Origin of the sequence: Clostridium vitabionis, assembly GCF_015351765.1 — a bacterium.
GTDB classification, from domain to species: Bacteria; Bacillota; Clostridia; order Lachnospirales; family Lachnospiraceae; genus Clostridium_R; species Clostridium_R vitabionis.
Genome location: NZ_JADKQA010000007.1, coordinates 26,343 through 51,290, shown reverse-complemented (window position 1 = coordinate 51,290; position 24,948 = coordinate 26,343). Strand labels below are relative to the sequence as shown.

Genomic DNA, 24,948 nt, shown 5'->3' with positions numbered 1-24,948 from the left:
ATCAGTTTCCTTTTATGATTTCCATTCCAACAATCATATTGTCTCGAATCAGTTCCTTCAGATACCTCTTTACAGCATCGACATCCATTTCATCAATCTTTTTCAATGCCCTTGCTGAACCGCTCTGATTATACTTAGCTTCTGCCATTTGCCTCAGCTTTTCATTTACTACAGGAGACTGGAACCAGTCGTAAGGCTCATCAGGAACCCGCTGGGTGAGATATTGCTTTACTTCATTGATATCAGTAAGCAAAACTGCGTAATTATCAATGACTTCTGTAACAAATATCTGATCTAGTGCATCATTATCGCTCAATTTGGCAAAGATATCAGTTGTTTCAAGATATTCTTTAGCTCTTGCTACAGATGCGGCATCCGGATGATTTCGATTAAGCGTTCCGAAAGCATCTCTGGCTTTTGTAATTTCATCTGCTGGCACAACAGCAAGGATTGGCATTTGATGCTTCAATGACCATTCTCTTGGTGTTGCAGAATGGGTTTTATCCCTCCAAAACTTCTTGAGCTGTGCATATCCGAGAGAATCGCGATAATCTTTGACAGTATTGTCCACCATAGTAAAATAGGCGGACTTGTCCATTACGAAGGTTCCAGAACTTGGGATCTTATTGAAGAGTTCCTGAATCTCTTCATTGTCAAAAGCGTTCAAATAGTATTCGCATACTTTTTGGAATAAATCTGTCTGGTTCCTATAAAAGCGCTCAAAGGCTTCACCTTCTGCCTTCAACAGATCAAGGAACTGCTGTTTCTGCTGTTCATCCGATAGTCGACCACTTCTCTTCAAGTTATAGAGCATCTCAACAAACGGTTCGATTCCTCCAAGCGAATCCCTTGCAGCAGAAAAGGCTATTTTAATATTATTACAGCGGCTGATCCAGGCGTCCAATGTTCCGGCGTAAGAAGAGTTTCTCGGGAGAATTTTATTGCTTTCACCCACAATCTGGTATTCGAGAATCACTTCTTCGATCTTCTGATTTGCCGTGTCGATACTCCATACCCAGGTAGATGCATCCGCATCAAATTTACGGCGCACTGCATTAATGTACTGGCCACCGTCTCTTATTTCATTGGCGAGAGATGGGAGCTTTCCTGCATCGTATCGCTGCAAGTATTTTTCCATACCTCTTGTGCAGTTATCTTTTGTGAGAAAAACTTGCAATTCTGCTGCAGCATCAGGATTGTCAATATAAAGTTTCCCGATTTCATTTGCAATATCACTATCGGTTTTTGTACTGCTAAGATTACCGTTATTTGCAATTCCCGTATATTCATCAATCAATGATGAAATAACGCTTGCTTGTGTTTTGAAAGAAGTCTCCGGTATTAACTCTTTCAGAGTCCAGATGGGGAATCCATATTCTTTCATCTTGTTCCGGATTACCCCTCTTGTCTGTTCTGCAGATGTACAGAGAGATTTTGAGACATTAAAAGCGGTCGCGCTGGACTCATTGAATGCTTTTTCTTCTGCGGTCAGCGCAACAATATATTTATCCTTATATTTATTGTTCGGGGTGATCTGTAACTTAATCACCTCATCAATCATTTCTTTAAGTCTGTCCAGTGTAAGAGCATCATTCGAGAGGCCATCACTCCATGAATATGTACCATCCGTGTACTCTTTCAGCACAAAACCAATAATAAATGCAGAGAGATTACAAGGCATAAATCCATATGGATACCCTTTTAGAAAGTCATAAATTTCACGGATAGAAATACGTCCTGCGCTCTGAAATCTTGACTTAATTTCATTATCCACAGCAATTTTAATTTTTGAAATTAAGATGTTAGGATGTGTTTCCCAGTATACAGAATCATCCCACGCATCCTTCAGAGCTGTTTCCAACTTAGTGTGAACATTTCCTGAAGAAAATGTCTGTCTTGTTTTTCTGTTAACACCACATTCAACACCGAGCTTCAAACTAGTCGGTGTATACATGGTTGGAAGGACATTGTACTCAGCTTCCAAACAATCCGGAAATTTTTTGTGATCTATCTCCTGAAGAATATTTTCAAGCAACTTTTTTGATGTAGCTCTTTCTCCTGCAGGTTTCTTCTCAGTAAATACGATAAATTCCCCCGCACTGATACGTTCTTTCCATTTTTTTAATGCTTCTTTTGCATTTCTTGCATACTGACTGGCGAGACCGTTATCTTTACCAGTCTGGTACATAGACTGCGCCATTTCATCACGATACTGATTGTATCCATCCTGACCGAAGGGCGTTAGAGTAGCATCTATGAATATCAGATGATAAGAGCCGTCTTGAATAGCACTTTGAATCTTCTTCCCCAGAAGAATGGATTCATTATCGTCTTTGGCATAGCAAATAACAGCTGGGATCTTACTTACAGATTCTTCTTCTAAGTTCCGCATGCGACGGATTGTCGAATCAAAATCAGTTGCGGATACAGGCTGTATTTTGTAACGCAATTTCAGAGCGGCATCATCCAGGGTGAGGGCATCTGATACCGTGGAATTGTCATTTAACTGCTCTGTGATCAGTGCTGATGTGGATTTTTTATCTATTTCTTTTTTGAACTTATCCAGTTCAGCGCCGCTTATTTCATTGATATAAGCGTTATATTGAAATTTTCCATTTCCAAGAGATTTTTTATATAAAATCTTGTCACGGACAAGCTTATCAGCAATATGCACAGCTTTGTTTTCCAGATCTGATCCTTCAAACGATAATTCAAGATTCTTGTCGTTAGGAATAAACATTTCAACAGCATCTGCTGCATGTTGAGAAATAGCCTGCAGGAGTAAGACTGCTTTAAGAATGCGTTTTTCTTCTGAGTCAAGACCACGGTTCGCAGTTCGCTCATAATAATCGAGGACTGTACGTACATCGTGAGCGAGACTGTCTCTGCCCTTGTCATAGAAAAATTCCCAAAGCATATCGACAGTTAGCAGAGGGTTATCACTGTCTTTTCCACCATCAGGGCCATAGTTATCTATAAACCACTGAAACCCTTTGATTTCATCCCCACGATCATTTTTAATGAAGTCGAACATGCTTCGCTGGTTCGAGTCAAACACTTGAGAAATGTGTTTCAGAAGCATGGCGGTGTAAGGGTGGATTGGCAGAATGTCAGTCATCTCCTCATCTTTAATTCTGGCAGCGTTACCGATAACTTTTCTGGAATTTTTGGTGCGATCAATCAGATCCCCCAGCATATCATCCCATTCCTGAAGAACGGCAGGATCGTTTGTTTTCTCCATAGCTGCTCCCATGAGCTGGAATGCGATATTCTCAGGAAGAGAAATCTGGCTGTGAGGTGCGACGAAACGACCATTCAGCTTGATATAATCCTTGTCTCCTTCTGGAAAGAGACCGGCACTTACGTGCGTCACCAAGACAAAATAGAAAGGCTCTGTTTCACTTAGTTCGAGAATTTGCTGAAATCCAGTGAGGTTTCTAGAATTATTCAAAAAATATTCTGTAAACTCATCCCATATAAAAACAATAGCCTTGAGATTGTTAGCCCGAATAACCTCCTTGATCCAATTAGTAAGATCTTCGGGAGTCATGGAAAAGGCACGAATCTGACGGTCATGTGCAACTTTGAAAATCTTTTCCATTAGGGCATGAAGCGACTCACCCGAATATTCTCTTAGTTTCGTTACAATCGAGTCAACGTCATCGCCACCAAAAAGATTTGCATATCCCTTAGTCACAAGAATGTTAAAACTCTGTTTATTAAGGTCGTCTGAAAGATACCTGATGATTGCTTCCTTTAAGGAGTCCTGGCCCTTATTTTCTAATCCCGCCTTTTCAAAAGCTTTTTCAATGCTTTCCTGAATGGCAAAAACAAGATCGTTGTCGCCGTGGATATTGGAGGATCCATACCGATGCACGGTAAGGATTCGTCCACTGCTCTTAATCTGCTTGAAGTTGTTTTTCAGATCATTGTCCAGCCCATATTTGTTAAAGTATTCTTCTGCTTCATCATTACCAGCATCTAGCAGTTTTTTCAGCGTGAGGACCGCATGAGACTTTCCTGTTCCATACGCGCCCTCAACCCAGATGGAAAGTTTCTGTTTCCGGTTAATAACATTAATAGTTGTTTTAAGTAGGCTAATAAAAGTCTTATGTGGATAAAACTTCTTCCACATATCTGGGTTGTCATTTATAACCTTCTCATTTACTGCCGGAAAATAATCCGGGTCTATATCAAAGTAATGGCGATAGGTTTCCATTTGTAGATTCCTCCTTAAAACAGTTCAAGCACATCGCCGGATCTCTTCTCGGCATTTAATGTTATAGTATCCAGGTTCAAGTTAAACTGCGTTGTGAGGAAATCTGGATGGTTGATCGAAAGGCTGGTTATAATTTTCTCCATTATATCTCGATCGAGGCCGAAAATTTCTGCCGGACTGACCCCGTTGCTGTCCACACTGAAATCAAGCAGACGAGCGAGAGTAAACTGATAGTAATCACCGCAATTCTCCGCAAATTTATAAAGAGAGTAAAGGATTACTTTCGGATCAGGAGAATGCCAACTTCCTCTGTGAAATGAATTAAGAGTTACAGTCTCGTTTCCTGAAGCGTTTACCTTTTCTGTATAATCGCAGTCACCAAGACCAATGGGCTCGCCCAGTGGTGTTTTAACTAGGATTATTTTAAGAGCATCAGAGATATTTCTTTTCCCAAGTCCTTTTGTATCGTTCGTCATGACTTCATTTAACATATATTTAAGCCTATCTTGAGTTATATTCTCATTAAATGGAACGCTTTTAATAAACCAGTTAAATTCAGGTGTATAGGCTAAATTGCAAAGCATAAGAGCCCAAGCAGAGTCGGATTCACTTCCTAAATCAAAAAGAATATCTGCGAATTCATTTGGCTCATTTCTCGTGTATTTATCGTCTCCATAAAGCCTATTAAATGTGACGAGACCGGCATCCTTCACAAAATTTAGGAATGCATCTTTCTTCTTGTTTGCAACTTCTCCATGCCCATCCGAATTCCAGAATTCTGTTGTTCCACGGTCTTGAAAATAGAGCTCAATCCACCTTTTTCTTACGCCAAAACTGAAATACCTATCTAAACTTTTCATTTGTCGATCCCCTCCAGCTTTATTACGGATTGAGTTATATCTTAAACAATGTTCATATATGTCATGGCATTGGTAACAATGGATACAGCTATCAGATATCTTTAAGCCATTCGTCATATCGATACAATTTGCTGTACAGTTTGCTTCGCAGACGCCGCAGCGAACGCAATATACGCTTTTGACAATTACGCTTCTAAAAAGCGATATAAATTTAATATCATCCTTTCCAGTGCCACATTGAGGAAATGTAATTCGTATTCCCTCTTTTTCTGTCTGTAAATGAACAGAATAGTTCTTTTGCTTAAAATTTATGGTAAAATCGGTTGGGGTAAGTTCAACAAAATCACCGATTGTTTTAGCCCATACTTTCCACCGATCATTTAAGTGCCGAACCATAATTGTTGTTTTTCCGTTTTTTATGTCAATTAAATGGCTATCGGCACCGAAATTGAGTTCACGCCCTGTTTTTCTTGTTTTCCATAGACCATCATCAACAAATTCATCCATCTGACTTTCAGTCAAATTTATTTTACCACTGGTGGCTTTTATTTTGTCCAGCAGTGAATTAACTTCTGTTGGGTAACATACTGCCTTCATATATTCATGTTTCCCAGAGGACATCGGACAAACAAGGCATCCAACTCGTGAATTTCCTTTTTTATAAGCTGCATTAAGGCGAAGTTTACGCTGATAAATATAGGAAAAAAGCTCAGCAGAATTCCACTCCAGAATTGGGTGAAAACTAAACTGGCCTCTTATTTTTTTCCCGTCGTTTACTTCTTCGTATTCGCTTCTAGATAGGCTTTCATCACCTCGAATACCGGTAAAAGCCATGCCTCTCACATTCGGGTTCTTTGTATATTCTCTGAGCAATAATATCTGAGGAGCAGATTTATGGACACTGCAGCACCACCGTATCGTTACTGCTGGGGGACCGAAAACATTCCAGCTTTGAGCAGGTGATAAACGAGATTTTGCTTTTAAAAATTCTATTTTTTCTTCCCTGCAATCATTTTCAATCGATCGCATTTCCTCATACGTATCTGGAAATTCCATCCCAGTATCGCCAAAAAGCACCTTGAATTTATTATGCGGTAAAGCCCTCTGCGTAAGATCAAGTGTCACTACGCTGTCTTTTCCACCACTGAACGCCACATAAAATACATCAACCTTATTACTGTATTCTATATAGGTGTTGTAAATTTTCTTAATCGTATCCTGTGCGAGAGTGTCGATAATTTCCTGATTTTTTGAAACCATAGCCGGAATATCAACAAAACGCAGGGGCATACCATCTGGTTCAGGGTTTTCAAGCAAAATGAGTTCCGGCGCAGTATAGACCGAGCCACCTTTTGTTTTGGCCACAAGCCTGCCTCTATATATATAATTATTCGCCTCAGCCCACATATATGGGTAAGAGTCGTCTTTTTCGTAATTCCAGTATCTGTCAAATCCAAGAATATCTAGCTCTTTATAATATACTGGTCTTGGCTCCTTACTGAACTTCAGCGGCGAGCTATTTAATAGAAGCCCTCCTGTTTCAGGATCCCAGTTATATGAGTACATGTTGTTATTGTTCCTTTCTGTTTCGTATCTCGCGCGCTTTGATTAATAGAGCCTCAATTCCCTTATATGTACGACGACCTATATACCCTTGCTCATAAAGGAAGGAAAGTGCATCGGATTTTTTCAACGGCACATCAGCGTCAGCTATTACCCTAGTTATAAGATCGTCATAATTCTGAATCCCACTAGATTTCCTGACCATGGCTCCAACAACGCAATTATTGTTATAGCCAGTGTGCATAAGCTCAAATAGCTCGCTGTGGAACGCAAGATAATTCTCAAGCAGATACTGGTTCCACGGATAAGAAGCATCCGGAAAAAGCCCGAAATTATCGATTTCCGAAATTGGCACATATGCACCTGGGCAAAAACGGTTCAAAACCCTATCAGTTTCTTTTGTCTGATATGACACATAGTCTTTCCTGACAAAATTGGTTTCACTGATACGCGTCGCATATTCGTATAAAGAGTCAAAATAGATTACCTTTGATCCGATGTCAGATACAAGGGCTAAAACATCTGCTAACGTAAAACTTTGTCTGTTTTTCCCATACAGAGAAAAAACATCGCTCATCGAAAGGGCATTTTCTCTGCTGCTGATAATGTTCCCATTGAATGAAAAGCGATCACGAAGTTTGTATTTTAGAGTGTCGCGAAATCCAATCATAGGAAAAGCTTCGTTCTTCTCGTAGACATATGGAAAAAGTCTCTTTATATTGCTATAAAGTTCGTTGCCGCTTAAATAACCATTTCTATTGAGTTCATCCTGAATAAAATCAGCAATATCATCTAATTCTTCATCGGATACTTCAAAACAGTCTGCATGAAAATACACACCCTTACTTGCACGGACAAATTCCAGATTGGTGCCCAAGATACTCCGGATATTTTCTTCTGGTATATGAGGCAAAGTTTTGGCTATATCTGTAATCTTCATTGGGAGAACGTGATTTTTGAGCAGTTCTCGTATCTCGGTCGTAGGGTCGGTTTCTCCCAAGTGATCCTTTGAAAGATAACTTCTTTCTAGGGCATAGTTATCTCCAGCATAATATGCAATGTAAGATTTCAGCATTTCGGCATCATAAATCCCATAGTCGAGGAAATCATCATGGAAATGCTGAAACAAAGCTTCGTAGTATACTGCTGTTGCTCCACCAGAAAAGCAATGCTTAATGTAATCAAAAAGTCTTGTACGGAGATTTTCACTTAGCAGCACATCTGGAAGGTATATCCTACCTTCATGTTCAATTCCACAGCTCCTGATAATGCGATCTAATTGATCGTTGTCAAGAGAAAGCGATTTTTCATTGTCTTCCTCGTAGTATCGTCTGAACTTACGAATATCGATGGCTGATCCTATACGAAACCCATTATTAAAATGTTTCTTCAGAACGAATTTGAAAGGATCCGTATCAACTTCCGAGCGCTCATTTCCCCTTGTGTTCACAATCTCTGAAGGCGCCTTTTCTAATTTACCCCCAAGGAACTCAAGAAGTTTGGTTATGGCAGCTCGAAATCGATTATGTTGGTCAAGATCATAGGCGGCAAAATCGCTATCAGAGTACAGGGCATCTGTAGTATTGCTTGCTTCTTCCAGACTCGCAAAAAACAACTTTGTAGAAGCGAGATTATGCGTCTGCGCATATTTTTCAGCCGAATAAATGTTCGAAACATAAGAACGGCAAGTTGACTCAGCAAGCTTTTTTTCATGAAGCATCCACTGAAAAAAGTCATCTACATTGCCATCAGACTTTTTATACACAACCTTCTTGTTATCTTCATTCTTTTGATTATGGCTAGAAGAGTAATTTTGAACAGACTTTCCCTTGTAATCCCTAACCGCCAAAACATATGCTAATACTCGTGTAGAGAGTTGTCTGGAGTGAATGATTTTTTTTGTTTTTATCCGTGCGACAAGCTTATCAATAGTGCTAAGAGCATTAATGTCTAATACAGATCTTTTTATTTCACCACTTTTGCGAAGGAGGAGGTCAGCAGTCGATATAGAATTTGTTATTTGTTCCGATTTTTCCGCTGACATATTCCTGTCAAGCCATGCTATGAAATCAGACCTTGTATCAATAATTGATTCTGACACGATATTCACCTCCTCCAACATTTCTTTATATCTCTCAGGATCATTCCTAAAAATTTCAATAATGTTGTATTGCCATTTATGCGCAGGACCAAGCCCAGTTTTTCCATTGGTTAGGGCGTACTCAAGGTGCGACATTTGAAGACTTATCCCGTTTATATTCCGGAACTTTTCGTCAACCTTATGTCCGTTCTGAACTGCCAGAGAACGAAGGCGAGACGATATGATTTCAATAGTCTCAGCTCTCGGCGCCTTATTTGCTCTAATATCTAAAAGACCTTGCAGCAGGATAGCAGCCTCGCGCAAATCCCACGGTATTCTGTTCGCCACAATGTCATTCCTTCCCGATAATTCATTGAAGTTTATGCCTTATCCTCTTGAACCACAGGTCTGTCATCATTGACCTCCGGTTTTTCCCCAGTCAAGACTTCCTGGCATCTGTCCTTATATTCCTGCGCCAGTGTATTCGGTGAAAGTATCCTCATTCTCCCGACGAATTGAAAGATCCATCCCCAGAAGGTGGGGCTGACCTGAATCTTGACAGTGGCGATGCACTTATTTCTGGAAAGACGGATCATCTCCGTGTCCTCGCCAAACTTGTCGTAGACCACGCCAATAAGAGTATCGTCAAACTCTATTGCGCAGTCGCAGACCTGGCCGCCATACATCTTGAATACCTGCTTCGTGTATTCGCCTGCATCAGCAATATGAATGACGGCTTCCTTCATTACGTTTTCATCCTCCACCTGAACTTCATCCATCCGATCCACACGGTAATTGCAGATGCCTTCGTACTTGCCTGAGTAGCACATAAGATAGTAATTATCTTCGTTATATATAAGGGCAGTCGGATCAGCGACATACCTTTTCTTATTTTTGCGGTAAACCCGCTCGCCTTTCTCATTGAGGTCAAAGTAGTAGAAGGACAACTTTTTTTTATTTTCAAGAGCATCCTCTATCACATCGACACTGTAGAAAATCTGCTCGTTCGTATGCTTTCTCGTATTGAAGCAAACGATATTCTTCTTCAGGAGATCCGCTTTATGCACACCGCCGAGACTAGCAAGCTTATCAACAAGCTCCGCTGTCTTCTTATCCGTGATGAATGCAGCAGCCTGCACGGAGTCCATCAGGATCTTTATCTCCGGCAAGGAGAAGGAACGATCCTTCACATAGTAGGCCTTCTCATGACCGATGTTCATGGACATAATCTCAAATCCGTACTGGTTGAGAAGATTCACATCTTTCGTCAGCGTTCGACGGTCGCAGATGATGTCGTCTTTACCAAGCCGTGCACATATCTCCTGTGTGGTGAGTGGGTGCTGTTCATCGGTTTCCTGCAGTAAAAGCTCATGCAAATACAGAAGCTTCACTTTCTGGTAGTTCTCTCTGGGCATGGTCTCATCTCCCTGGAACGCAGACATAAAAATACTTATTTATCATACTATAGTATACTGCTAGAGTCAACGAACACGAGTCGCAGAAATATGACTTGTTCAACAAAATTACTTTATTCGATAAAATGCTGTCTTAATCGTTTAAAGTCAAAAATGAATACGTGTTTTAAGGCTGGATTTTCATACTTAAGTGCAGAAAGCATAACGACCAAATTTCAGGATGAATTGTACTGTGTTGTGCCTGTTGACCTATGTTTCACTCATGACTATTATATTTTATAATGGATCATATGAACCGTTTAATGGCGATACGGGAAGGGAGGCGCGTACAGGTTGAGAGCCTTGCAGCCAGAGAGGGAAAAACGAATACAGAATTACATTCAAGGATTCATTGAGAGCCATGGTTGTTCTCCATCCAACAGGGAAATTGCCGTAGGTACAGGACTCCCACTGACAACCGTGCAGCGGTATTTGAAACGGATGAAGCAGAATGGAATTATCAACTATGATGGTGTTCGCAGTATTACAACAAGACAGCAAAATCAGACAAAGGAAACCTCGAATCTTGTCCCCGTGCTTGAGAGTGTAACACGCGGCGTTCCTAAGTATGCAGAGGACAACGTTAAGGAGTATGTGAGACTCCCCGTAGCTCTGTTCGGTAGGGGTGATTTCTTTCTTTTACGTGCGTATGGAGACTCCATGACAGGAGCAGGAATCGATGATGGTGACCTGGTTCTTATCCGCCAACAGAACTATGCCGATCCAGGACAGATTGTAGTAGCCCTAATGGAAGACGAAGCGACGCTCAAACGTTATTACCCGGAGCCCCGATACCACAGGATAAGGCTGCATCCGGAGAATCCAGACTATCAGGAAATCTACGTTAAAAAATGCATTATCCAAGGCGTGGCCGTCAAGCTCTTAAAGGATCTCGTTTGAAAACGAATTTGACCATACGAACAGAGTTATGCTGAATTCGGGATAATCAGAGCAAGTTTCGCCTTGTTTAACAGTTATCCGATTCCGGACCTCTGTTAACCGGCAACTTGTTGGGAATTCCGCTCCCCAAGCCCTCGTGAAAAAGCGCCGGCTTTTTCAGCACTCTTGTCATTATCCGTCCACATCTAATCTACAAGAGTGCATTCATTTACTGTCGCACGGATGCTCCGGTTCCAGCCTGCGGCAGTCACAGTTTTTGACCACCTGCGTGGTTCAAAAGGAGGGATTCCCATGAGCAGAAAGAAGAAAGAGATTCCGCCGACAAAGGAACATTTTGTCGGTGTCCGTATAACAGACGAGATGTGGAACGTACTGGAGAAAAATGCTGTGCTGGCCGGCATCTCTCCATCGGAATATATCCGGCGTCTGATTCTGAACCAGAAGATTGTCTTAAAGCCCGAGCTTGTGTTTGACAGCGCAGAACTGCTCGATGTCTTCCGCAACCTGGGCAAGATCGGAGGCAACCTCAATCAGATTGCCAGACACCTGAACGAAGGCGGTACATTCACAAAAGAAATGGCTATAGAAATCTCAGAGTGCATCACACAGCTCCACCAGATGAGGGATACGGTCAAAGAAATGGCAGGTGAATATCGTGGCGATTGTTAAGCATATTTCCATCAAGAACGCCAACTATGATGCCGCGATCGATTATCTGACTATGCAGCATGATGAATTCACGAATAAGCCCATTCTGGACGATTCCGGCAATGAGATTCCTCGCGACTTCTATCTGCTGGATGGCATCAACTGTGATCCCTTCAGCTTCCATGCGGAATGTCAGGCAGTGAATGCAAAATACGGCAAAAACCGCAATCCATCCGAGATCAAAGCTCATCATTACATTATCAGTTTTGACCCGAGGGATCGTGATGAAAACGGTCTGACTCCGGAGCATGCCCAGGAGATCGGCATGGAGTTTGCCTGCAGTAATTTTCCCGGCCACCAGACCATTGTCTGCACCCACAGGGACGGTCATAACAGCGCCGGCAATATCCATGTGCATATTGTGATCAACAGTGTCAGAAAGCTGAATGTGGAACAGCGGGATTTCATGGAACGGCCCGGTGATGCGCTGGCCGGACACAAGCATCACGTGACCAAAAAATATCTGAATTATCTGAAGCAGTCCGTCATGGATATCTGTCAGCGTGAAGACTTCTATCAGGTCGATCTGCTCTCTCCTGCCAGGGTAAAAATCACGGATCGGGAATACTGGGCGAAACGCCGCGGACAGGCGGATCTGGATCGAAAAAATGAAAAAAAGATGGCTGCCGGAATGAAGCCGGAGCAGACTACCTACCGGACAGAAAAGGAGGTGTTGCGTGCAAAGATCCTGGCGGTTGCCGGTGACTGCCATAGCCTTGATGAGTTCCGTAAAAAGCTGCTGGAGCAATATGGGATCTCCGTGCATGAATCCAAAGGCCGCCTCTCCTATCTTCCCCCAGACCGCAGCAGGCCTATTCGCGCAAGAATGCTGGGAACCGATTTTGAAAAGGAACATCTGAAGGAAATTTTCAGAGCCTACAGTCGTGATACACAGATGCATTTTCCTGCTGAGACATCCGGGAAACACACCTACGTTTCCGGGACGATGCAGCCACACACTGCTCCTGCTCTTTCCGGGAAATCCATCCGGCTGATTATCGATGTGGCAACATTGGTGAAGGCGCAGCAGAACCGCTATTATGCCGAGAAGGTCAAGATCGGCAATCTTCAGCAGATGGCAAAAACGCTGTCTTTCCTGCAGGATAACGGCATCGGATCCGAAGTAGAACTTACTGCCTTGCTTGCCTCCACAAAGGAGGACGTAAGCAGAGAACGCTCTGCGCTGAAAGAAACGGAAGCACAGCTCCGCAAGACCAATCTTCTGATCCGCAACACTGGGCAGTATCTGGCAAACAAAGCCGTTTACAGGGAATACCTTGATGCCCCGGACAAGCAGAAATTCCGCAGAGAACATGAGTCTTCCATCCTGCTCTATGAGGCCGCAAGAAAAGAATTGCGTGAGCTGTCGGAAGGGAAAAAGATCCCCATGTTGAAGCAGTTGAAAAAGGATAAAGACGCGCTTGCCGCAAAGAAAAATGCACAGTATGAAAGTTACTCCTTTGCCCGGTCCAAACTTCGGGAACTGCAAACCGTAGAGCAGAATGTCCGCTCCATTCTTGAGACCGACAAAGAGCAGGAAATTATACAGAATCAGGAGCGCAAGAGCTGATTTTTGTGTCCTGTTTTTAAGACTCGATCATTTCTTTACATCTTTCTTCATGGTATCATAAGAGAGATGTAATGAAATCTCGTAAATCTTTTCGCAGGGGCGTTCAGAGTCCGTTTTTTTGTACAGAACATCTGATAATCTCTTCTTATAAACAGTGAAAGCAATTAGTCCGCGGAGGTGCATGATGGAAAAATCGATTTATCAGCAGATTTGCGACAACATAACCGATGGAATTCTTGATTCCGACTTTGCTCTTTACGAGCAGGATTCCGATGCCTCTGAAATCAAATGGGCACCCGGCGCATTGGATGGTGTCTACATTTATCATATGCCCCATGCAGATCTGGATGCCGCACAGACAAAAAGAATGGCCAGAGCGCTCAAATGTGCCGCTGGCGGGGACTTTCCAAAAGCGGACGCCATGTTCTTCGAATGGACGAAAGATGTCCGTGCCGTCAGCTGCATTGATGAACTGCAAAAGTACGTCATTGATCATGAAAGATCTCTCGATGCCGGAAATATATTTCACACCGCTCTGTTCCTGGTTCTGTACTCCACACACATAGAATGCGTCAAGATCGGGCTCGAACTTCTGGAGCTCTTCGGAGATCCACAGGAGAAGCTGAAAGAGATTATCCGCAGGATCGGCCTGTACGATGAATTCACAATCTTTGCTGTCTGGAACATGCTGAAATGGGAAAAAGGCAACGATGAAATCTTCGCTCTTGCAAAAAAAGTGTACAGCTGGGGACGGATTCATGCCGTAGAACGTCTGAATCCGGATACGGATGAGATCCGCCATTGGATTCTGACAGAAGGAACCATCAACACAGTCGAAAATGCCTATTCCTCCCTGACCTGCTGGCAGAAATCAGGTGCTGAAGAACTCCTGTCCGGAAAGCCGACACCGGAGGAATACGCGGCCATTACGACGCTGATCGACGGGCTGATCGATGAGGGTCCGGTACCCGGTATTTCTGAAATTGAAAATGCAGAATCCGTCCTGCTTCGTTATCTGGAGCTTTCATCAGACTACACGCTCGGCACAGATGAATATGATGTAATTCTGTCCATCAGGCAGTGGGCGGATGATGAGGATCTGCCGTCCGTTTCCTCTGCCTGCGATCAGATCCTGCATTCAAAGTGCTGTACGGAAGCCGTTCTGAACGCGGTCAAAAAAGGACAGGCGCTTCGGCTGGCGGATGAGCTTGGACTTCCGTTCCGCAGGGAACTGCTCGAATTCATGCGGAAAGATTTTGATAAGAATTTCTACAACTGCGGCTATCTGATGAAGAACAGGGATTATATTGAGCCCACGCTGCAGCTCTTCCGTGAAAAACTGCCTCTTTCTGAAATGGCGGGCGAACCGAAGGACAATATAGGCCTTGGTGAAGAATACAAATCCTATGACCAGCTCCAGTTCATTTTGCAGGAGCTTGCTCCTTATCCGCTCACGGGAATGGATTTTATGACTGCCGGTCTGCAAAGTCCGCTCACACGCAACCGAAACCGTGCTCTTACAAACCTGAAAAACTGGGTGCAGGAAAAACAGCTGCCACTCGCTTCTCTTTCTCCTGAATTGTATAAGCTTGTAGAGGATCTTCGGGACAAAGAAGTAAACGACGATGCTATGGCTCTGATTCTTCCACTCCTGGATGGCCAGACGGTCTTTACCGATGAAAATGAGGATGATGTTGACGAAAGCGAGGATGAGTGATATGGCGGATCACACGATTACACTGACGACTGCAAAAATGAAGCAGATCGCCAGATATGAGATCACGTTTAAGGATGTACTGGATGGAGCGGACTTTGAGGATGGCAGCATCACCTGCCCGGAAGTCTACACCTTCACGCTCGACGATCTGTATCATGCCATCCAAAACATGAAAGCTGCCGACCCGAGTGTCAACGAATTCGGCGAATTCTGGTTCTATCCGATCACACAGCTGTCGGACGCCTTTAATCTCGACCGTGCGCAGGGCTTTAGCGATGACGAGGATCAAATTGAGCGCATTCCTGATTCCATGAAGGGATATCCCGGGCTGAATCTCACGGACAGCGCCTGGTTTTATACGCTCTGGCAGGAACTCGAAAACTGCTGGGTAGACTGTGAAGACGAGACCCGGCTCTCTGAATTTCTGGACTATGATTCGATCCTATCAGGTCTTGACCGCTATCATTCCAATAAAGGCAAACCACTGGAGGAATGGTCATTCTCCAAAAGAGAAATGGAGGATTACATCCGGTTTTTCGATGACGATCAGTTCGTAAAGGAAGCCGATGAAAGAAAGCTTGCCCTCGCCAGAAAGTTTGTTGACCAGCTTTGCGATGAGGACAGCGAGCCTGCTCTTTCTATCAAAGGATATGCCTGCTATGGTGGAAACCGCCTGTATCCCTGCGACTGGAACACTTCCAGGGACTGCATGATCCGTCTCTTTGAAAAGAAAGATGATCCGCAGTATGCTAATACCCTTGGGTACATCTACTACTACGGGCGCTGCAATGGCGGCGTGCCGGAATATGACAAGGCCTTCCATTATTTCGGCATTGCTGCAGCAAACGGTCTGTACGAAGGGATGTATAAGCTGGCCGATATGTACTGCCACGGATATGCCTGCACGCAGAGCAAACGTACTGCCCGATCCCTTTACAAAATGGTCTACGACGACAGTATCAAAAACTTTCTGGATGGGCATGAGGCAAGCTTCGCCGATGCAGCCCTGCGTATGGGCAATGTCTATGAAAAAGGGATCGATGCAGAAGCGGATGCAGCTGAAGCCTATTACTATTATCTGCAGGCTGACTATGCGGCGAAGCTCCGCGCGCAGGAAAATGAATTCTTCGGGAATACGACCGTCGTGATCAATGCCCAAAAAGCATTAGAAGAGACCCGCAAACAACTGCCCGAGGGTTTTCTCAGAGATTATACGGTCTATGATATACCATGGCTTTTCAGGCAGCTGACAGAAGAAAACAACCGCTGTGAAATCCGCAAAGTCACAAATGCAGACGGCCATACGGAACTGATTGCCAAAAGGATTCCTACCCGCTCCGTCCCTGAACCTGACTCTATTTTAGTCACGATTCCGCAGCTCTCCTTCTGTGTCCGGACAAGGGAAGTTTCCTTTACAATCAATGATACCGCAGAAGTCTGGTTCACCGGCAATGAAAGCCATGTCCGTTTTGATTTCTGTGATTGGAATGACGTCGAATGCCGTTATGAATTCTTCTATGATGATACGGTCGTTGCATGGTCAAAGTCCGACGAGTACCGCTTCTATGGCAATCCCGTTGAAGAACCCCATGGTCCGGAATACCGCCTCGTCAGCGTCCGCTTCGGGCCCAGTGGCAGAACCTATGATTATATCTGCGAAGACAAGGCCGTACAGGCTGGCGATACCGTCGTCGTGGAAGGCTATGACGGCGAGACCGAAGTCGAAGTGATCAGTGTGGCGGTCAAGCGGGAATCTGAGCTGGGACTGCCCGTGGAGAGATACAAAAAAATTTTGCGGAAGGCATAAAATCATTCTATAAGTCCGTTTTTTGGTACACATGCTCCTCTATACTTAGATTATCAAATAGATGAGGAGGCTGTATCATGAAACGGATTTTCTTTACAATCACTGGAACAAATCATTATTACGGCCAGGAATTTTTCAAACCGGACATGGCCGTTAAGCTCATCAAGGAACCGGACAATGAAGCGGATCGAGAAGCGATCCGGGTTGAACTTGAAGGTCTTGGACAAGTCGGCTACGTAGCAAACAGCCCATACACCGTAGCAGGTGAGAGTTACAGTGCAGGCCGTCTCTATGACAAAATCGGTGACACGGCAGAAGGAACGGTCCTCTATATCCTTCCAAAGGGTGTGCTCTGCTTTCTCAATTGTCATAAATAAGTTGTGGCCTGTAGAAGAATGTGCCCCCAATAAAATACGCAGTACAAAAAATAATCCTCTACGAAAGTCAGACTGCGGAAGCTGATTTTTGCGTCCTGTTTTTAAGACTCGATCATTTCCTTCCATCTCTCTTCATGGTATCATAGGAGAAATAGGGGAAAGGATCTGATGCTATGGCAAAGGGAGAAAACCAGAAGCTGAAAATGCTTTATCTGGTAAAGATTTTTACGGAATATACCGATGACCAGCATTCTCTGACGATGCAGGAAATCATCAAAAAGCTGTCGTCTTATGATGTTTCTGCGGACAGGAAAACCCTGTATCTGGATTTTGAAGAGCTGGAGCATTTCGGGTTGGATATCATCAAGGAAAAGATCGGCCGCAATACGTACTATCATCTTGGCAAAAGGCAGTTTGAACTGCCGGAGCTGAAGCTCCTGGTGGACTCTGTACAGGCCGCCAAATTCATCACGGATAAGAAATCGAAGGCTCTGATCAAAAAGCTGGAAAACCTCGTCAGCATATATGAGACAAGGCAGCTGCAGAGACAGGTCGTCATCTCCGGGAGAGTCAAGACTCCGAACAAACTGATCTACAACAACGTGGATACCATCTACTCTGCCATTGCGGACAGCAAACAGATCTCTTTCCACTATTTCCAGTGGGATCTCAAGGGCAATCCGGTTCTGCGGCACAATGGCGCGCTGTATCAGGTCAGCCCCTGGTGCCTGATGTGGGACGACGAATACTACTACCTCGTTGCTTATGACACAGAGGCGGACAAGATCAAGCATTACCGTGTGGATAAGATGAAGGATCTGCGCGTTGTCGAGACAAGGCGCGAGGGGCAGGAAGCCTTCAAAGGCTTCAATATGGCGAAGTATTCCAAGGCGGTCTTCGGCATGTTCGGCGGTGAGGAAACCTGCGTGACACTGGAATGCAGCAACGACAAGGCCGGAATCATCATTGACCGCTTTGGCAAGGATGTTACTCTGATTCCCATCGATGAAAATACCTTCTGCGTACATGTGGATGTGATCCCCAGCAGCCAGTTTCTGGGCTGGATCATGTCTCTTGGCGCCGGAATAAAGATCACAGGTCCGGATAAAGTCGTTCAGCAAATGCAGAATGAAGTGAAACGGCTGGCAGAACAATATCTGAAATGAATTATGTTTGCACCTCAGCGACCTGAACTCCATATAAAAAACGGCCCGGAAAAGCACCCGATCCCTATGTGGATCAGATACCTCTCCGGGCATCTTTTTATCCGCGTGTTCTTTCATCCGGCGTGACTGCCGGAACCTTATCTCCCGTCTCTCTTGCTGTCTGCCTCTGCATCTGCTCCGCTTCCTCCTTCTTGGTCTGGAGCTTCTCCAGCAGAGATGATTTCTCCGTTTTGTCTTCCCTGTCACGGGCTCCATTGTTGATCAGTCCGTCAATCATGCCGTAATCGTCCTCTAACAGTTCCTCCACTTTCTCCAGAGGATTGGCCGCAAAGAACTCCGGCACTTCCATAAACCCAAAGGAATCCACGTAGTAAGCCTGGTCCCTTCCGTCTTCTCTGAGAACCACAATATCACTGACGCTGAGGGAATGTCCCCGGAAGTCATCCGGATGATGCAGATTAAACCGCTCATAGATACTATCCAGAATCTCTGCCGTGTTCTGACCGGATTCATCTACTTCTCCCTGATAGACCGGTTCGTAGTTACTTCCATCGACTGCCAGGTGCTTCTTCCTTAAATACGCAGAATCCATAAATAGGAGATCACTGGCATTTTCCACATTATCTTTCAGCTGAAAGAGATAATACCGGATCCTTTTCTCATCACTCATCTTCTCCCTCCTCCGGAATCGTCAGATCAAGAGCAAGGAATTCTTCGTCTGACATCTGCTCCAGTCGTCTGACCGTTTCCGCACAGATCTCTTTCATGTCCTCGTCATCCACATGTGGAAGAACATGAAGCAGATCCCGGACAGCCGCCTTTCTGCTTGCATGATCAAGTGCACATAAGAGATTCCTCTGTTCCTCATTAAATTTCATGCCTGCTCCATCTCCTCTCTTTTGGATCTGTTCTGCTCTTTTGGAGCATTTACTCCATTGACACGGCTCTTCTTATTGCGAAGGTCCGTCAGTACGGATCTCTTTCCATCGCTCTTCGCCGCAGGAGTCCGGGCTCCGTCTGCCACGTCCAAAACAGCCTGCTGTTTCTTTTCCTCCAGCAGACTTCTGCAATCGGCTACGGCCTGCTGCACCAGAGGACTTTCGCGGTAATCTTCTACAAGATCAATCGAATCCGTCGCCAGCTTTCCGGCTTCCATAAGAGGAAACTCCCCGTCGTAAATACTGCCGTCCCTCAGATCGAACCCGATGCCCTTCACACCATGCATCCGTTCCGCCGGAATGCTGTTATAAATTGCGAACGCTTCCGGCAGAGTCAGATTTTTATGAAATTCTCCAAGTTCCGGGAATTCCATGCATTCGGCGACATAGAAGGTGATCTTTGCGTCTGCGGAAAGTTCCTGTTCCTTCTCATACTCAGGATGGACCGGCTGAAATTCCTGCTCTTTTTGCAGAAGCTGCATCTGTTCCTCAATGGCATCGATCAGCTCTGCGGATGCCTGTCGGATCGTCCTTAAGGATGCTTTCAGTTCCGGTGTATCTTTTCCCTGAGACCAGCCGGCGATATAGGCGAAACTGTAATCCGAGGTGTCCAGTCCGAATCTCTGACACACCGTAAACGCAACCGATTCAGCTTCCACTTCCTTCGCATTTCTGGTCAGCCGGCTTCCTTCTTTCTTTTCTCCCTGTTGTTTCAGGGAATGAAGCTTCTGGTGGGCCATTTCATGTACGGCGGTCTTTGCTGTCTGCAGCTGACTCATGCCTTTCTTGATGGCAATCCGGTTCTCCTGCAGATGGAAATACCCCTTGGCCCCGCCTTCGATCTTTGTCAGTTTGATAGGCACCGGGCAGACACGCTTCAAGGCTTCAAAAAAGAGATCAAAATCTCTTACTTCACCCGACAGTTCATCCACACCCAGAGTCGGCAGATCCCGTCCTTCGGTCTGGCTCACATCAAAGACATTTACCACCTTAAATGCCGTGTGCAGGATCTCCTGCGTCTCCGTAACCGGCTTTCCGTCCTTGTCCCTCAGCGGCATACGCGTATCCGGATCCAGCTTTTCCTTATCAATCCTCTGCTTGTAAGGAGTGGGAGCCAGAATACGGATCGCCTTTTCACCCTTCTGCACCTGCCTGCCAAACTGATTTTTCCAGGTGCTGTAACCGGCAACCAGCGTCGCATCCGGTTTCTGTAAAGCAATCAGCAGGGTGTTATTCAGGCTGTAGTCATGAAACCTGCTCATGGTTGTCAGCCATGTCTTATACCGCTCAGAATCAAACAGTTCCTGGATTCCCTGCTCCAGCTGATCGGTAATCTCTTTTACCCTGTCATATCGTTTGTTTTCCGCCAAATGTTTCCTCCTTTTTCACTTGATTGAATCCAGTTAGAGAGAACACGGAGACAGGCCCTATGACCTATCCGCGTGTTCCCACCTGTTGTTTCCCCGAGGAGTTACGGCTCCTTATTCTGACGGTTTGGAGGCATTCTGCCGGATGCCAGCGCCTGCCGGCGGAGCATTTCCCGTCTCTCTTTGGAGTATAATTTCCGCACCTGGATCAGCGCCTTGCTGATCCGGTATGTCACCCCTCCATAATCGTTATCCCGAACGAAGCAGCATTCTTCCGGGAACTGCTCTGCAATTTCCTGAAGTCTCTGCTTCAGCCTGGCATTGTGCGTATAAATATCAGCCGTCAGCTTTGCTTCGTTGTAGCTGATGATGGTCTCTTGTTCCACTTTGCTCAGCTTCACAAGGCGTCACCTCATTTCTTCTCCGTTTTTGGAACCTTGCCGTCCTTTGATTCGGCGGCCTGTGTGCAGATCCCTTTTTCTGCAAGAAGCGTCTCATAGGCCATCAGGCGTCTGCTGTTCATATCCTTCATTTCTTCTGTATTCTTCATGTCCGCTTCCTCCTTAACGAGCTGCTTCCGCCGTTTTTGCTTTCTGATGATGCCTGTCAGGCGCATGTTTTCCGGCCTCATGCTTCTTTTCATCCAGCTTGCGGAGGATGGAATCCTTGCCCTTTGCCTGTTCTTTCTGATTCATACGTGTCTCATAATCGGCTGCAAGCTCGAACTTTCTCTCCCGGGCATCAAAGTGATAGACATGGTCCGACAGCTGATCCCTGGGTTCCACCTGCGACGCATTGATTTCCGTCACCATCTCTTCCAGATCCTTTGCTTCCAGGCTTCCGTCATCCGGAACGGCAATGATCTCATGCACGGAAGAGGGGAGAACGAAGTAACTGCCGCCCAGCTTTTCTTCCATGTTTTCAAACTGCTCCGGATAGAACAGGGCGGACGCGCCATAAACCTGCTTTTCATTGGTCAGAACCATCATCGGGATCTCTCCCTCTGCCATGGCCTGCTCCTCCGGAACGCCGAACAGGATGGTTGCCATCGGCGCAAATTTTGCAGGAAGCATCTCCTTACTGTTCTGCATGGCATCCTCATGGAGCTGTGCTTCGGATACGCCGAAGTTCTTCAGCATTTCATTCGTCACCATCGCGCTTCCCATACCTTCTCCAGGGAGATCAATACGAACGTGATAGGTCATGGCCAGATCCGCCTCCTGCCTATGGGGCACCGCTTTAAGCGCTGTCGAATTCTTCTCCGCATTGCAAAGGCGGATGAAGAGATTCTTCTTTACCTGACTATAGTCATGGAGAACACTCATTTCTGATGGGTATGCATTTGCCATTTCGCTTACTCCTTTTCTATCTGCTGTCATTCTGGAAATAAAAGAAAAATCAGGGGACCCGTTGAACAGATCCGGCTGATCTTCTCTGAAGCTGTATCTTCTTCCTGCTCCCGCGCCGATAATCACGTGGTCGATGACGGGAATATCCATCAGCTTTCCCGCCTCCACCAGGCGTCTGGTGATCTCATAATCTTCACTGCTCGGCGTGATCTCGCCGCTCGGATGATTGTGGATCAGCATGATGGATCCGGCGTTGGAAAGGATGGAACTCTTGAACACGTTCTGAACCGGTACAACAGATGCGTTAAGGCTTCCGATCGAAACCACGTTATAGTTGATCGGCCTGAGATGGTTGTCCATGTTGACGACGCAGACCATTTCCCGATCCAGATCCTTCATTGCCTCCGCCATGATCCTTGCCGCCTGCTCAGGCCCTGACAGGGACTCCGTGCTGTACAGCGATGCGCTTTCCTTCAGAACCAGACGGACATCCACCTGCGCCAGCTGGTAGTCATCGATGCTCTGCTGTCCCGGCACTTCCCGTTGTCTTTTCCCCGGCATCCGCATCACCTTCCTTTCCGTAATCAACCCGGATCCTGACATTCGTCAGGTCCGGAACACTTCGAAGGAACTGATTCAGCTCCTCCATCGAATGCAAAATAATCTCACTCACAACTTTTCTCCTCTCTCTTCGGAAATTCCATCCGGTAATTGATATATTTGCCCGTGTCCTCCATGGTAAGGTCTGCCTCGAAATTTCTCCCCTTCTTCTCTGAGTAAAGGGTGATGTTCCTGGCCCTTCCTGTCTTCAGGAACTCTCTGGCCATCTTCTTTGTCACTCTCGCGTGATGCGCCTCCAGCCATCTGCTCTCCTTCCAGAGGCAAAACGAACAGGAACGGTTAGCGCAGTAATAATTCTTTCTGCCTTCGTAGACCGGTGATCCGCATCGCGGGCAGGTGCCGATGACTTCTCTCTTTTCATCTGCACTTCCAAATCGCGTCTGCTCTTCTTCCGGGATACTCTGATGCGAATGGACAAGCTCCGTGACCATCGACGAAATCTCATTCATAAAAGCTCCGGCATCTCTATTGCCGCACTCAATTTCCTTCAGATGGTTCTCCCACTCTGCCGTCATCTGCGGCGACCGGATCTCTTCCGGCATGATTTCAATTAGAGCGATGCCATCATCCGTCGGAAGCAGCTGCTTGTTTTTGCGCTTCATATAGCCGGATGCCACCAGCTTCTCGATCATAGATGCCCGGGTCGCAGGAGTTCCCAGGCCTTTGCGCTCCGCATCCGGATCAACCAGATCCGATCCGGCGGTCTCCATAGCTGCAAGGAGTGTGTCTTCGGTAAACGCCTTCGGAGGCGAAGTGAAATGCTCCACTGTCTTTGCTGCTGCATCTGGAAATGTCTGCCCTTTCGCCGCATTCGGAAGATCCTTCTCATCTCCCTCTTCTTCACTCCGGCCGCTTCTCTGCCTGTCTCTGAACTGGTTTTCATACGCCTTCCAGCCGGGATCCAGCACGGTTTTCCCTTTTGCCGAAAAGAGACGTCCGGCGCACTCTGCCCTGATCTCTTTCTCCAGCAGAACCTCTTTTCTTCCGGTCGCACACAGCAGCTGCCTGGCAATCAGCGCCAGAATGTCCTGCTCAGCCTTAGGGAGACTCTTCAAATCAATCTCAGAAAGCATCGCCGTCGGAATAATGGCGGTGTGATCCGAAACCCTGGAGCTATCTAATACTCTGGAAATATTCCTCTCTTCCGCATCTGATGCGCTGTAACCGAACTTTTCCATGGCAAGCTCTGTCATAGCCAGCGCGGTATCCGCCATATCTTCCGTCAGATACCGGCTGTCCGTTCTCGGATAAGTCACCAGCTTCTTCTCATACAGGCTCTGGGTGTAACTGAGGGTTTCCGCGGCCGTATAGCCATAAATACGGTTTGCTTCTCTCTGCAGTGCCGTCAGATCAAACAGTTTCGGCGGATTAACCGACTTCTCCATGCTCTCAACTTCCGTAATCCTTACCGTCTTTCCTTCGCAGTCACTGCGGATCTGCTCCGCCTCATCTGGATTATCAATTCGCTCACTGCTTACGGTAAATTCTCCCAAGTGCAGGTCGATGGTGAAGTACTTCTGCTTTTCAAAGTTTCTGATCCTGTCATTACGATCAACAACCAGTGCAAGCGTCGGCGTCTGCACGCGTCCCACGGTCAGGCGATGATTGTACAGTGACGTAAAAAGTCTGGTGGCATTCATGCCGACCAGCCAGTCCGCTTTCGACCGGCACGCTGCCGCATCATAAAGCCTGTCGTAGTCTCTTCCATCCTTTAACTGCTCAAATCCCTGACGGATCGCTTCGTCCTCCATGGAGTTAATCCAGAGGCGTTTCATGGGCTTCCTGCATTCTGCTTCCTGATAGACCAGCCGGAAGATCAGTTCTCCCTCGCGTCCGGCATCACAGGCATTTACCACGCAGTCCACATCCTCCCGATGCATCAGCTCCTTTAAAATGGCAAACTGTTCTGTCTTATCGCGGCTCACCTCATACATCCAGTTCTCCGGAATGATCGGAAGGTCCTCCAGACGCCACCTTCTGTATTTCTCATCATAGGAATCCGGCGGAACCAGCCCGACCAGATGGCCGATGCACCAGGATACGAGGTATCCGCTTCCCTCCATATATCCCTTTTCTCTCTTGTAGGCGCCGATCACTTTGGCGATGGATTTGGCCACGGACGGCTTTTCAGCAATTACTAACTTCATGTTTCTTATGCTCCTCTCTGCATTAAAAAACTGCATAGAGTGATTCCCTGCAGTTTCTGTATTTCTTATATTCAATTGCCGGTGCCCAAGGGCATCACCTCCCCT

19 protein-coding genes and 1 pseudogene are annotated in these 24,948 nt (G+C 45.8%); 8 read left to right on the top strand and 12 right to left on the bottom strand.

The features are described from left to right. Window position 1: 1 nt before the first annotated feature. The 4 genes from ISF27_RS11770 to ISF27_RS11755 are packed head-to-tail and all read right to left on the bottom strand — an operon-like array spanning window position 2 to window position 10,137. Window positions 2–4,219 (bottom strand): hypothetical protein, encoded by a 4,218-nt coding sequence (locus ISF27_RS11770; RefSeq protein ID WP_194611685.1) that lies wholly within the window; start codon window positions 4,217–4,219, stop codon window positions 2–4. A gap of 14 nt (window positions 4,220–4,233) precedes the next feature. Further along, entirely contained in the window at window positions 4,234–6,645 is a 2,412-nt protein-coding gene (locus ISF27_RS11765; RefSeq protein ID WP_194611684.1) for a phosphoadenosine phosphosulfate reductase domain-containing protein, read from the bottom strand. A 4-nt stretch (window positions 6,646–6,649) separates the two neighbouring features. Next, on the bottom strand, window positions 6,650–9,070 hold the full coding sequence (locus tag ISF27_RS11760; protein ID WP_194611683.1) for a hypothetical protein: 2,421 nt from the start codon (window positions 9,068–9,070) through the stop codon (window positions 6,650–6,652). Window positions 9,071–9,102: 32 nt separating this feature from the next. After that, window positions 9,103–10,137, bottom strand: coding sequence for a helix-turn-helix transcriptional regulator (locus ISF27_RS11755; protein ID WP_194611682.1), 1,035 nt, complete (start codon window positions 10,135–10,137; stop codon window positions 9,103–9,105). Between the two features lie 333 nt (window positions 10,138–10,470). On the opposite strand from ISF27_RS11755, the gene lexA reads away from it, so the two are divergent. The 8 genes and pseudogenes from lexA (at window position 10,471) to ISF27_RS11720 (ending at window position 18,421) form a co-directional block, all read left to right on the top strand. After that, on the top strand, window positions 10,471–11,076 hold the full coding sequence (gene lexA, locus ISF27_RS11750; RefSeq protein ID WP_194611681.1) for a transcriptional repressor LexA: 606 nt from the start codon (window positions 10,471–10,473) through the stop codon (window positions 11,074–11,076). Between the two features lie 291 nt (window positions 11,077–11,367). Continuing rightward, window positions 11,368–11,745 carry a plasmid mobilization protein gene (locus tag ISF27_RS11745; RefSeq protein ID WP_194611680.1) on the top strand — a complete coding sequence of 126 codons (378 nt, stop codon included), beginning with the start codon at window positions 11,368–11,370 and terminating at the stop codon, window positions 11,743–11,745. Between the two features lie 52 nt (window positions 11,746–11,797). After that, window positions 11,798–12,106, top strand: a pseudogene (locus tag ISF27_RS13640) (relaxase/mobilization nuclease domain-containing protein); the annotation flags it as partial. A 309-nt stretch (window positions 12,107–12,415) separates the two neighbouring features. Beyond that, the gene (locus tag ISF27_RS13635; RefSeq protein WP_407926088.1) at window positions 12,416–13,354 is read left to right on the top strand and encodes a hypothetical protein; all 939 of its coding nucleotides are present in this window, start codon (window positions 12,416–12,418) and stop codon (window positions 13,352–13,354) included. A 184-nt stretch (window positions 13,355–13,538) separates the two neighbouring features. Next, the gene (locus tag ISF27_RS11735; RefSeq protein WP_194611678.1) at window positions 13,539–15,071 is read left to right on the top strand and encodes a hypothetical protein; all 1,533 of its coding nucleotides are present in this window, start codon (window positions 13,539–13,541) and stop codon (window positions 15,069–15,071) included. Next, the gene (locus ISF27_RS11730; RefSeq protein WP_194611677.1) at window positions 15,064–16,878 is read left to right on the top strand and encodes an SEL1-like repeat protein; all 1,815 of its coding nucleotides are present in this window, start codon (window positions 15,064–15,066) and stop codon (window positions 16,876–16,878) included. The genes ISF27_RS11735 and ISF27_RS11730 overlap by 8 nt, the downstream gene beginning before the upstream one ends. A gap of 77 nt (window positions 16,879–16,955) precedes the next feature. After that, the gene (locus ISF27_RS11725; protein ID WP_194611676.1) at window positions 16,956–17,255 is read left to right on the top strand and encodes an HIRAN domain-containing protein; all 300 of its coding nucleotides are present in this window, start codon (window positions 16,956–16,958) and stop codon (window positions 17,253–17,255) included. Window positions 17,256–17,428: 173 nt separating this feature from the next. Continuing rightward, window positions 17,429–18,421 (top strand): helix-turn-helix transcriptional regulator, encoded by a 993-nt coding sequence (locus tag ISF27_RS11720; protein WP_194611675.1) that lies wholly within the window; start codon window positions 17,429–17,431, stop codon window positions 18,419–18,421. A gap of 97 nt (window positions 18,422–18,518) precedes the next feature. Here ISF27_RS11720 and ISF27_RS11715 read toward each other — a convergent pair whose 3' ends face one another. From ISF27_RS11715 to ISF27_RS11680, 8 genes are all read right to left on the bottom strand, one after another. After that, window positions 18,519–19,091, bottom strand: coding sequence for a YodL domain-containing protein (locus ISF27_RS11715; RefSeq protein ID WP_194611674.1), 573 nt, complete (start codon window positions 19,089–19,091; stop codon window positions 18,519–18,521). Continuing rightward, on the bottom strand, window positions 19,084–19,299 hold the full coding sequence (locus ISF27_RS11710; protein WP_194611673.1) for a transposon-transfer assisting family protein: 216 nt from the start codon (window positions 19,297–19,299) through the stop codon (window positions 19,084–19,086). Before ISF27_RS11710 ends, ISF27_RS11715 begins: the two co-directional genes overlap by 8 nt. Continuing rightward, window positions 19,296–20,729 carry an ArdC family protein gene (locus ISF27_RS11705; protein ID WP_194611672.1) on the bottom strand — a complete coding sequence of 478 codons (1,434 nt, stop codon included), beginning with the start codon at window positions 20,727–20,729 and terminating at the stop codon, window positions 19,296–19,298. The genes ISF27_RS11710 and ISF27_RS11705 overlap by 4 nt, the downstream gene beginning before the upstream one ends. A 101-nt stretch (window positions 20,730–20,830) precedes the next feature. Continuing rightward, a complete protein-coding gene (locus tag ISF27_RS11700) occupies window positions 20,831–21,127 on the bottom strand; it encodes an immunoglobulin (protein ID WP_194611671.1) in 297 nt (98 codons plus the stop codon). An 11-nt stretch (window positions 21,128–21,138) separates the two neighbouring features. After that, window positions 21,139–21,276, bottom strand: coding sequence for a hypothetical protein (locus tag ISF27_RS11695; RefSeq protein WP_194611670.1), 138 nt, complete (start codon window positions 21,274–21,276; stop codon window positions 21,139–21,141). A 13-nt stretch (window positions 21,277–21,289) separates the two neighbouring features. Next, a complete protein-coding gene (locus tag ISF27_RS11690; RefSeq protein WP_207727447.1) occupies window positions 21,290–22,612 on the bottom strand; it encodes a DUF5688 family protein in 1,323 nt (440 codons plus the stop codon). After that, window positions 22,587–22,748, bottom strand: coding sequence for a hypothetical protein (locus ISF27_RS11685; RefSeq protein ID WP_194611668.1), 162 nt, complete (start codon window positions 22,746–22,748; stop codon window positions 22,587–22,589). Before ISF27_RS11685 ends, ISF27_RS11690 begins: the two co-directional genes overlap by 26 nt. Next, on the bottom strand, window positions 22,741–24,843 hold the full coding sequence (locus ISF27_RS11680; RefSeq protein ID WP_194611667.1) for a DNA topoisomerase 3: 2,103 nt from the start codon (window positions 24,841–24,843) through the stop codon (window positions 22,741–22,743). Before ISF27_RS11680 ends, ISF27_RS11685 begins: the two co-directional genes overlap by 8 nt. Window positions 24,844–24,948: the final 105 nt, after the last annotated feature.

Excerpts from the sequence above, each read along its gene's own strand:
- ISF27_RS11770 (WP_194611685.1), bottom strand. The coding sequence starts at position 4,219 with ATGGAAACCTATCGCCATTACTTTGATATAGACCCGGATTATTTTCCG.
- ISF27_RS11765 (WP_194611684.1), bottom strand. The coding sequence starts at position 6,645 with ATGTACTCATATAACTGGGATCCTGAAACAGGAGGGCTTCTATTAAAT.
- ISF27_RS11755 (WP_194611682.1), bottom strand. The coding sequence starts at position 10,137 with ATGCCCAGAGAGAACTACCAGAAAGTGAAGCTTCTGTATTTGCATGAG.
- ISF27_RS11745 (WP_194611680.1), top strand. The coding sequence starts at position 11,368 with ATGAGCAGAAAGAAGAAAGAGATTCCGCCGACAAAGGAACATTTTGTC.
- ISF27_RS13635 (WP_407926088.1), top strand. The coding sequence starts at position 12,416 with ATGAAGCCGGAGCAGACTACCTACCGGACAGAAAAGGAGGTGTTGCGT.
- ISF27_RS11735 (WP_194611678.1), top strand. The coding sequence starts at position 13,539 with ATGGAAAAATCGATTTATCAGCAGATTTGCGACAACATAACCGATGGA.
- ISF27_RS11730 (WP_194611677.1), top strand. The coding sequence starts at position 15,064 with ATGAGTGATATGGCGGATCACACGATTACACTGACGACTGCAAAAATG.
- ISF27_RS11725 (WP_194611676.1), top strand. The coding sequence starts at position 16,956 with ATGAAACGGATTTTCTTTACAATCACTGGAACAAATCATTATTACGGC.
- ISF27_RS11720 (WP_194611675.1), top strand. The coding sequence starts at position 17,429 with ATGGCAAAGGGAGAAAACCAGAAGCTGAAAATGCTTTATCTGGTAAAG.
- ISF27_RS11715 (WP_194611674.1), bottom strand. The coding sequence starts at position 19,091 with ATGAGTGATGAGAAAAGGATCCGGTATTATCTCTTTCAGCTGAAAGAT.
- ISF27_RS11710 (WP_194611673.1), bottom strand. The coding sequence starts at position 19,299 with ATGAAATTTAATGAGGAACAGAGGAATCTCTTATGTGCACTTGATCAT.
- ISF27_RS11695 (WP_194611670.1), bottom strand. The coding sequence starts at position 21,276 with ATGAAGAATACAGAAGAAATGAAGGATATGAACAGCAGACGCCTGATG.
- ISF27_RS11680 (WP_194611667.1), bottom strand. The coding sequence starts at position 24,843 with ATGAAGTTAGTAATTGCTGAAAAGCCGTCCGTGGCCAAATCCATCGCC.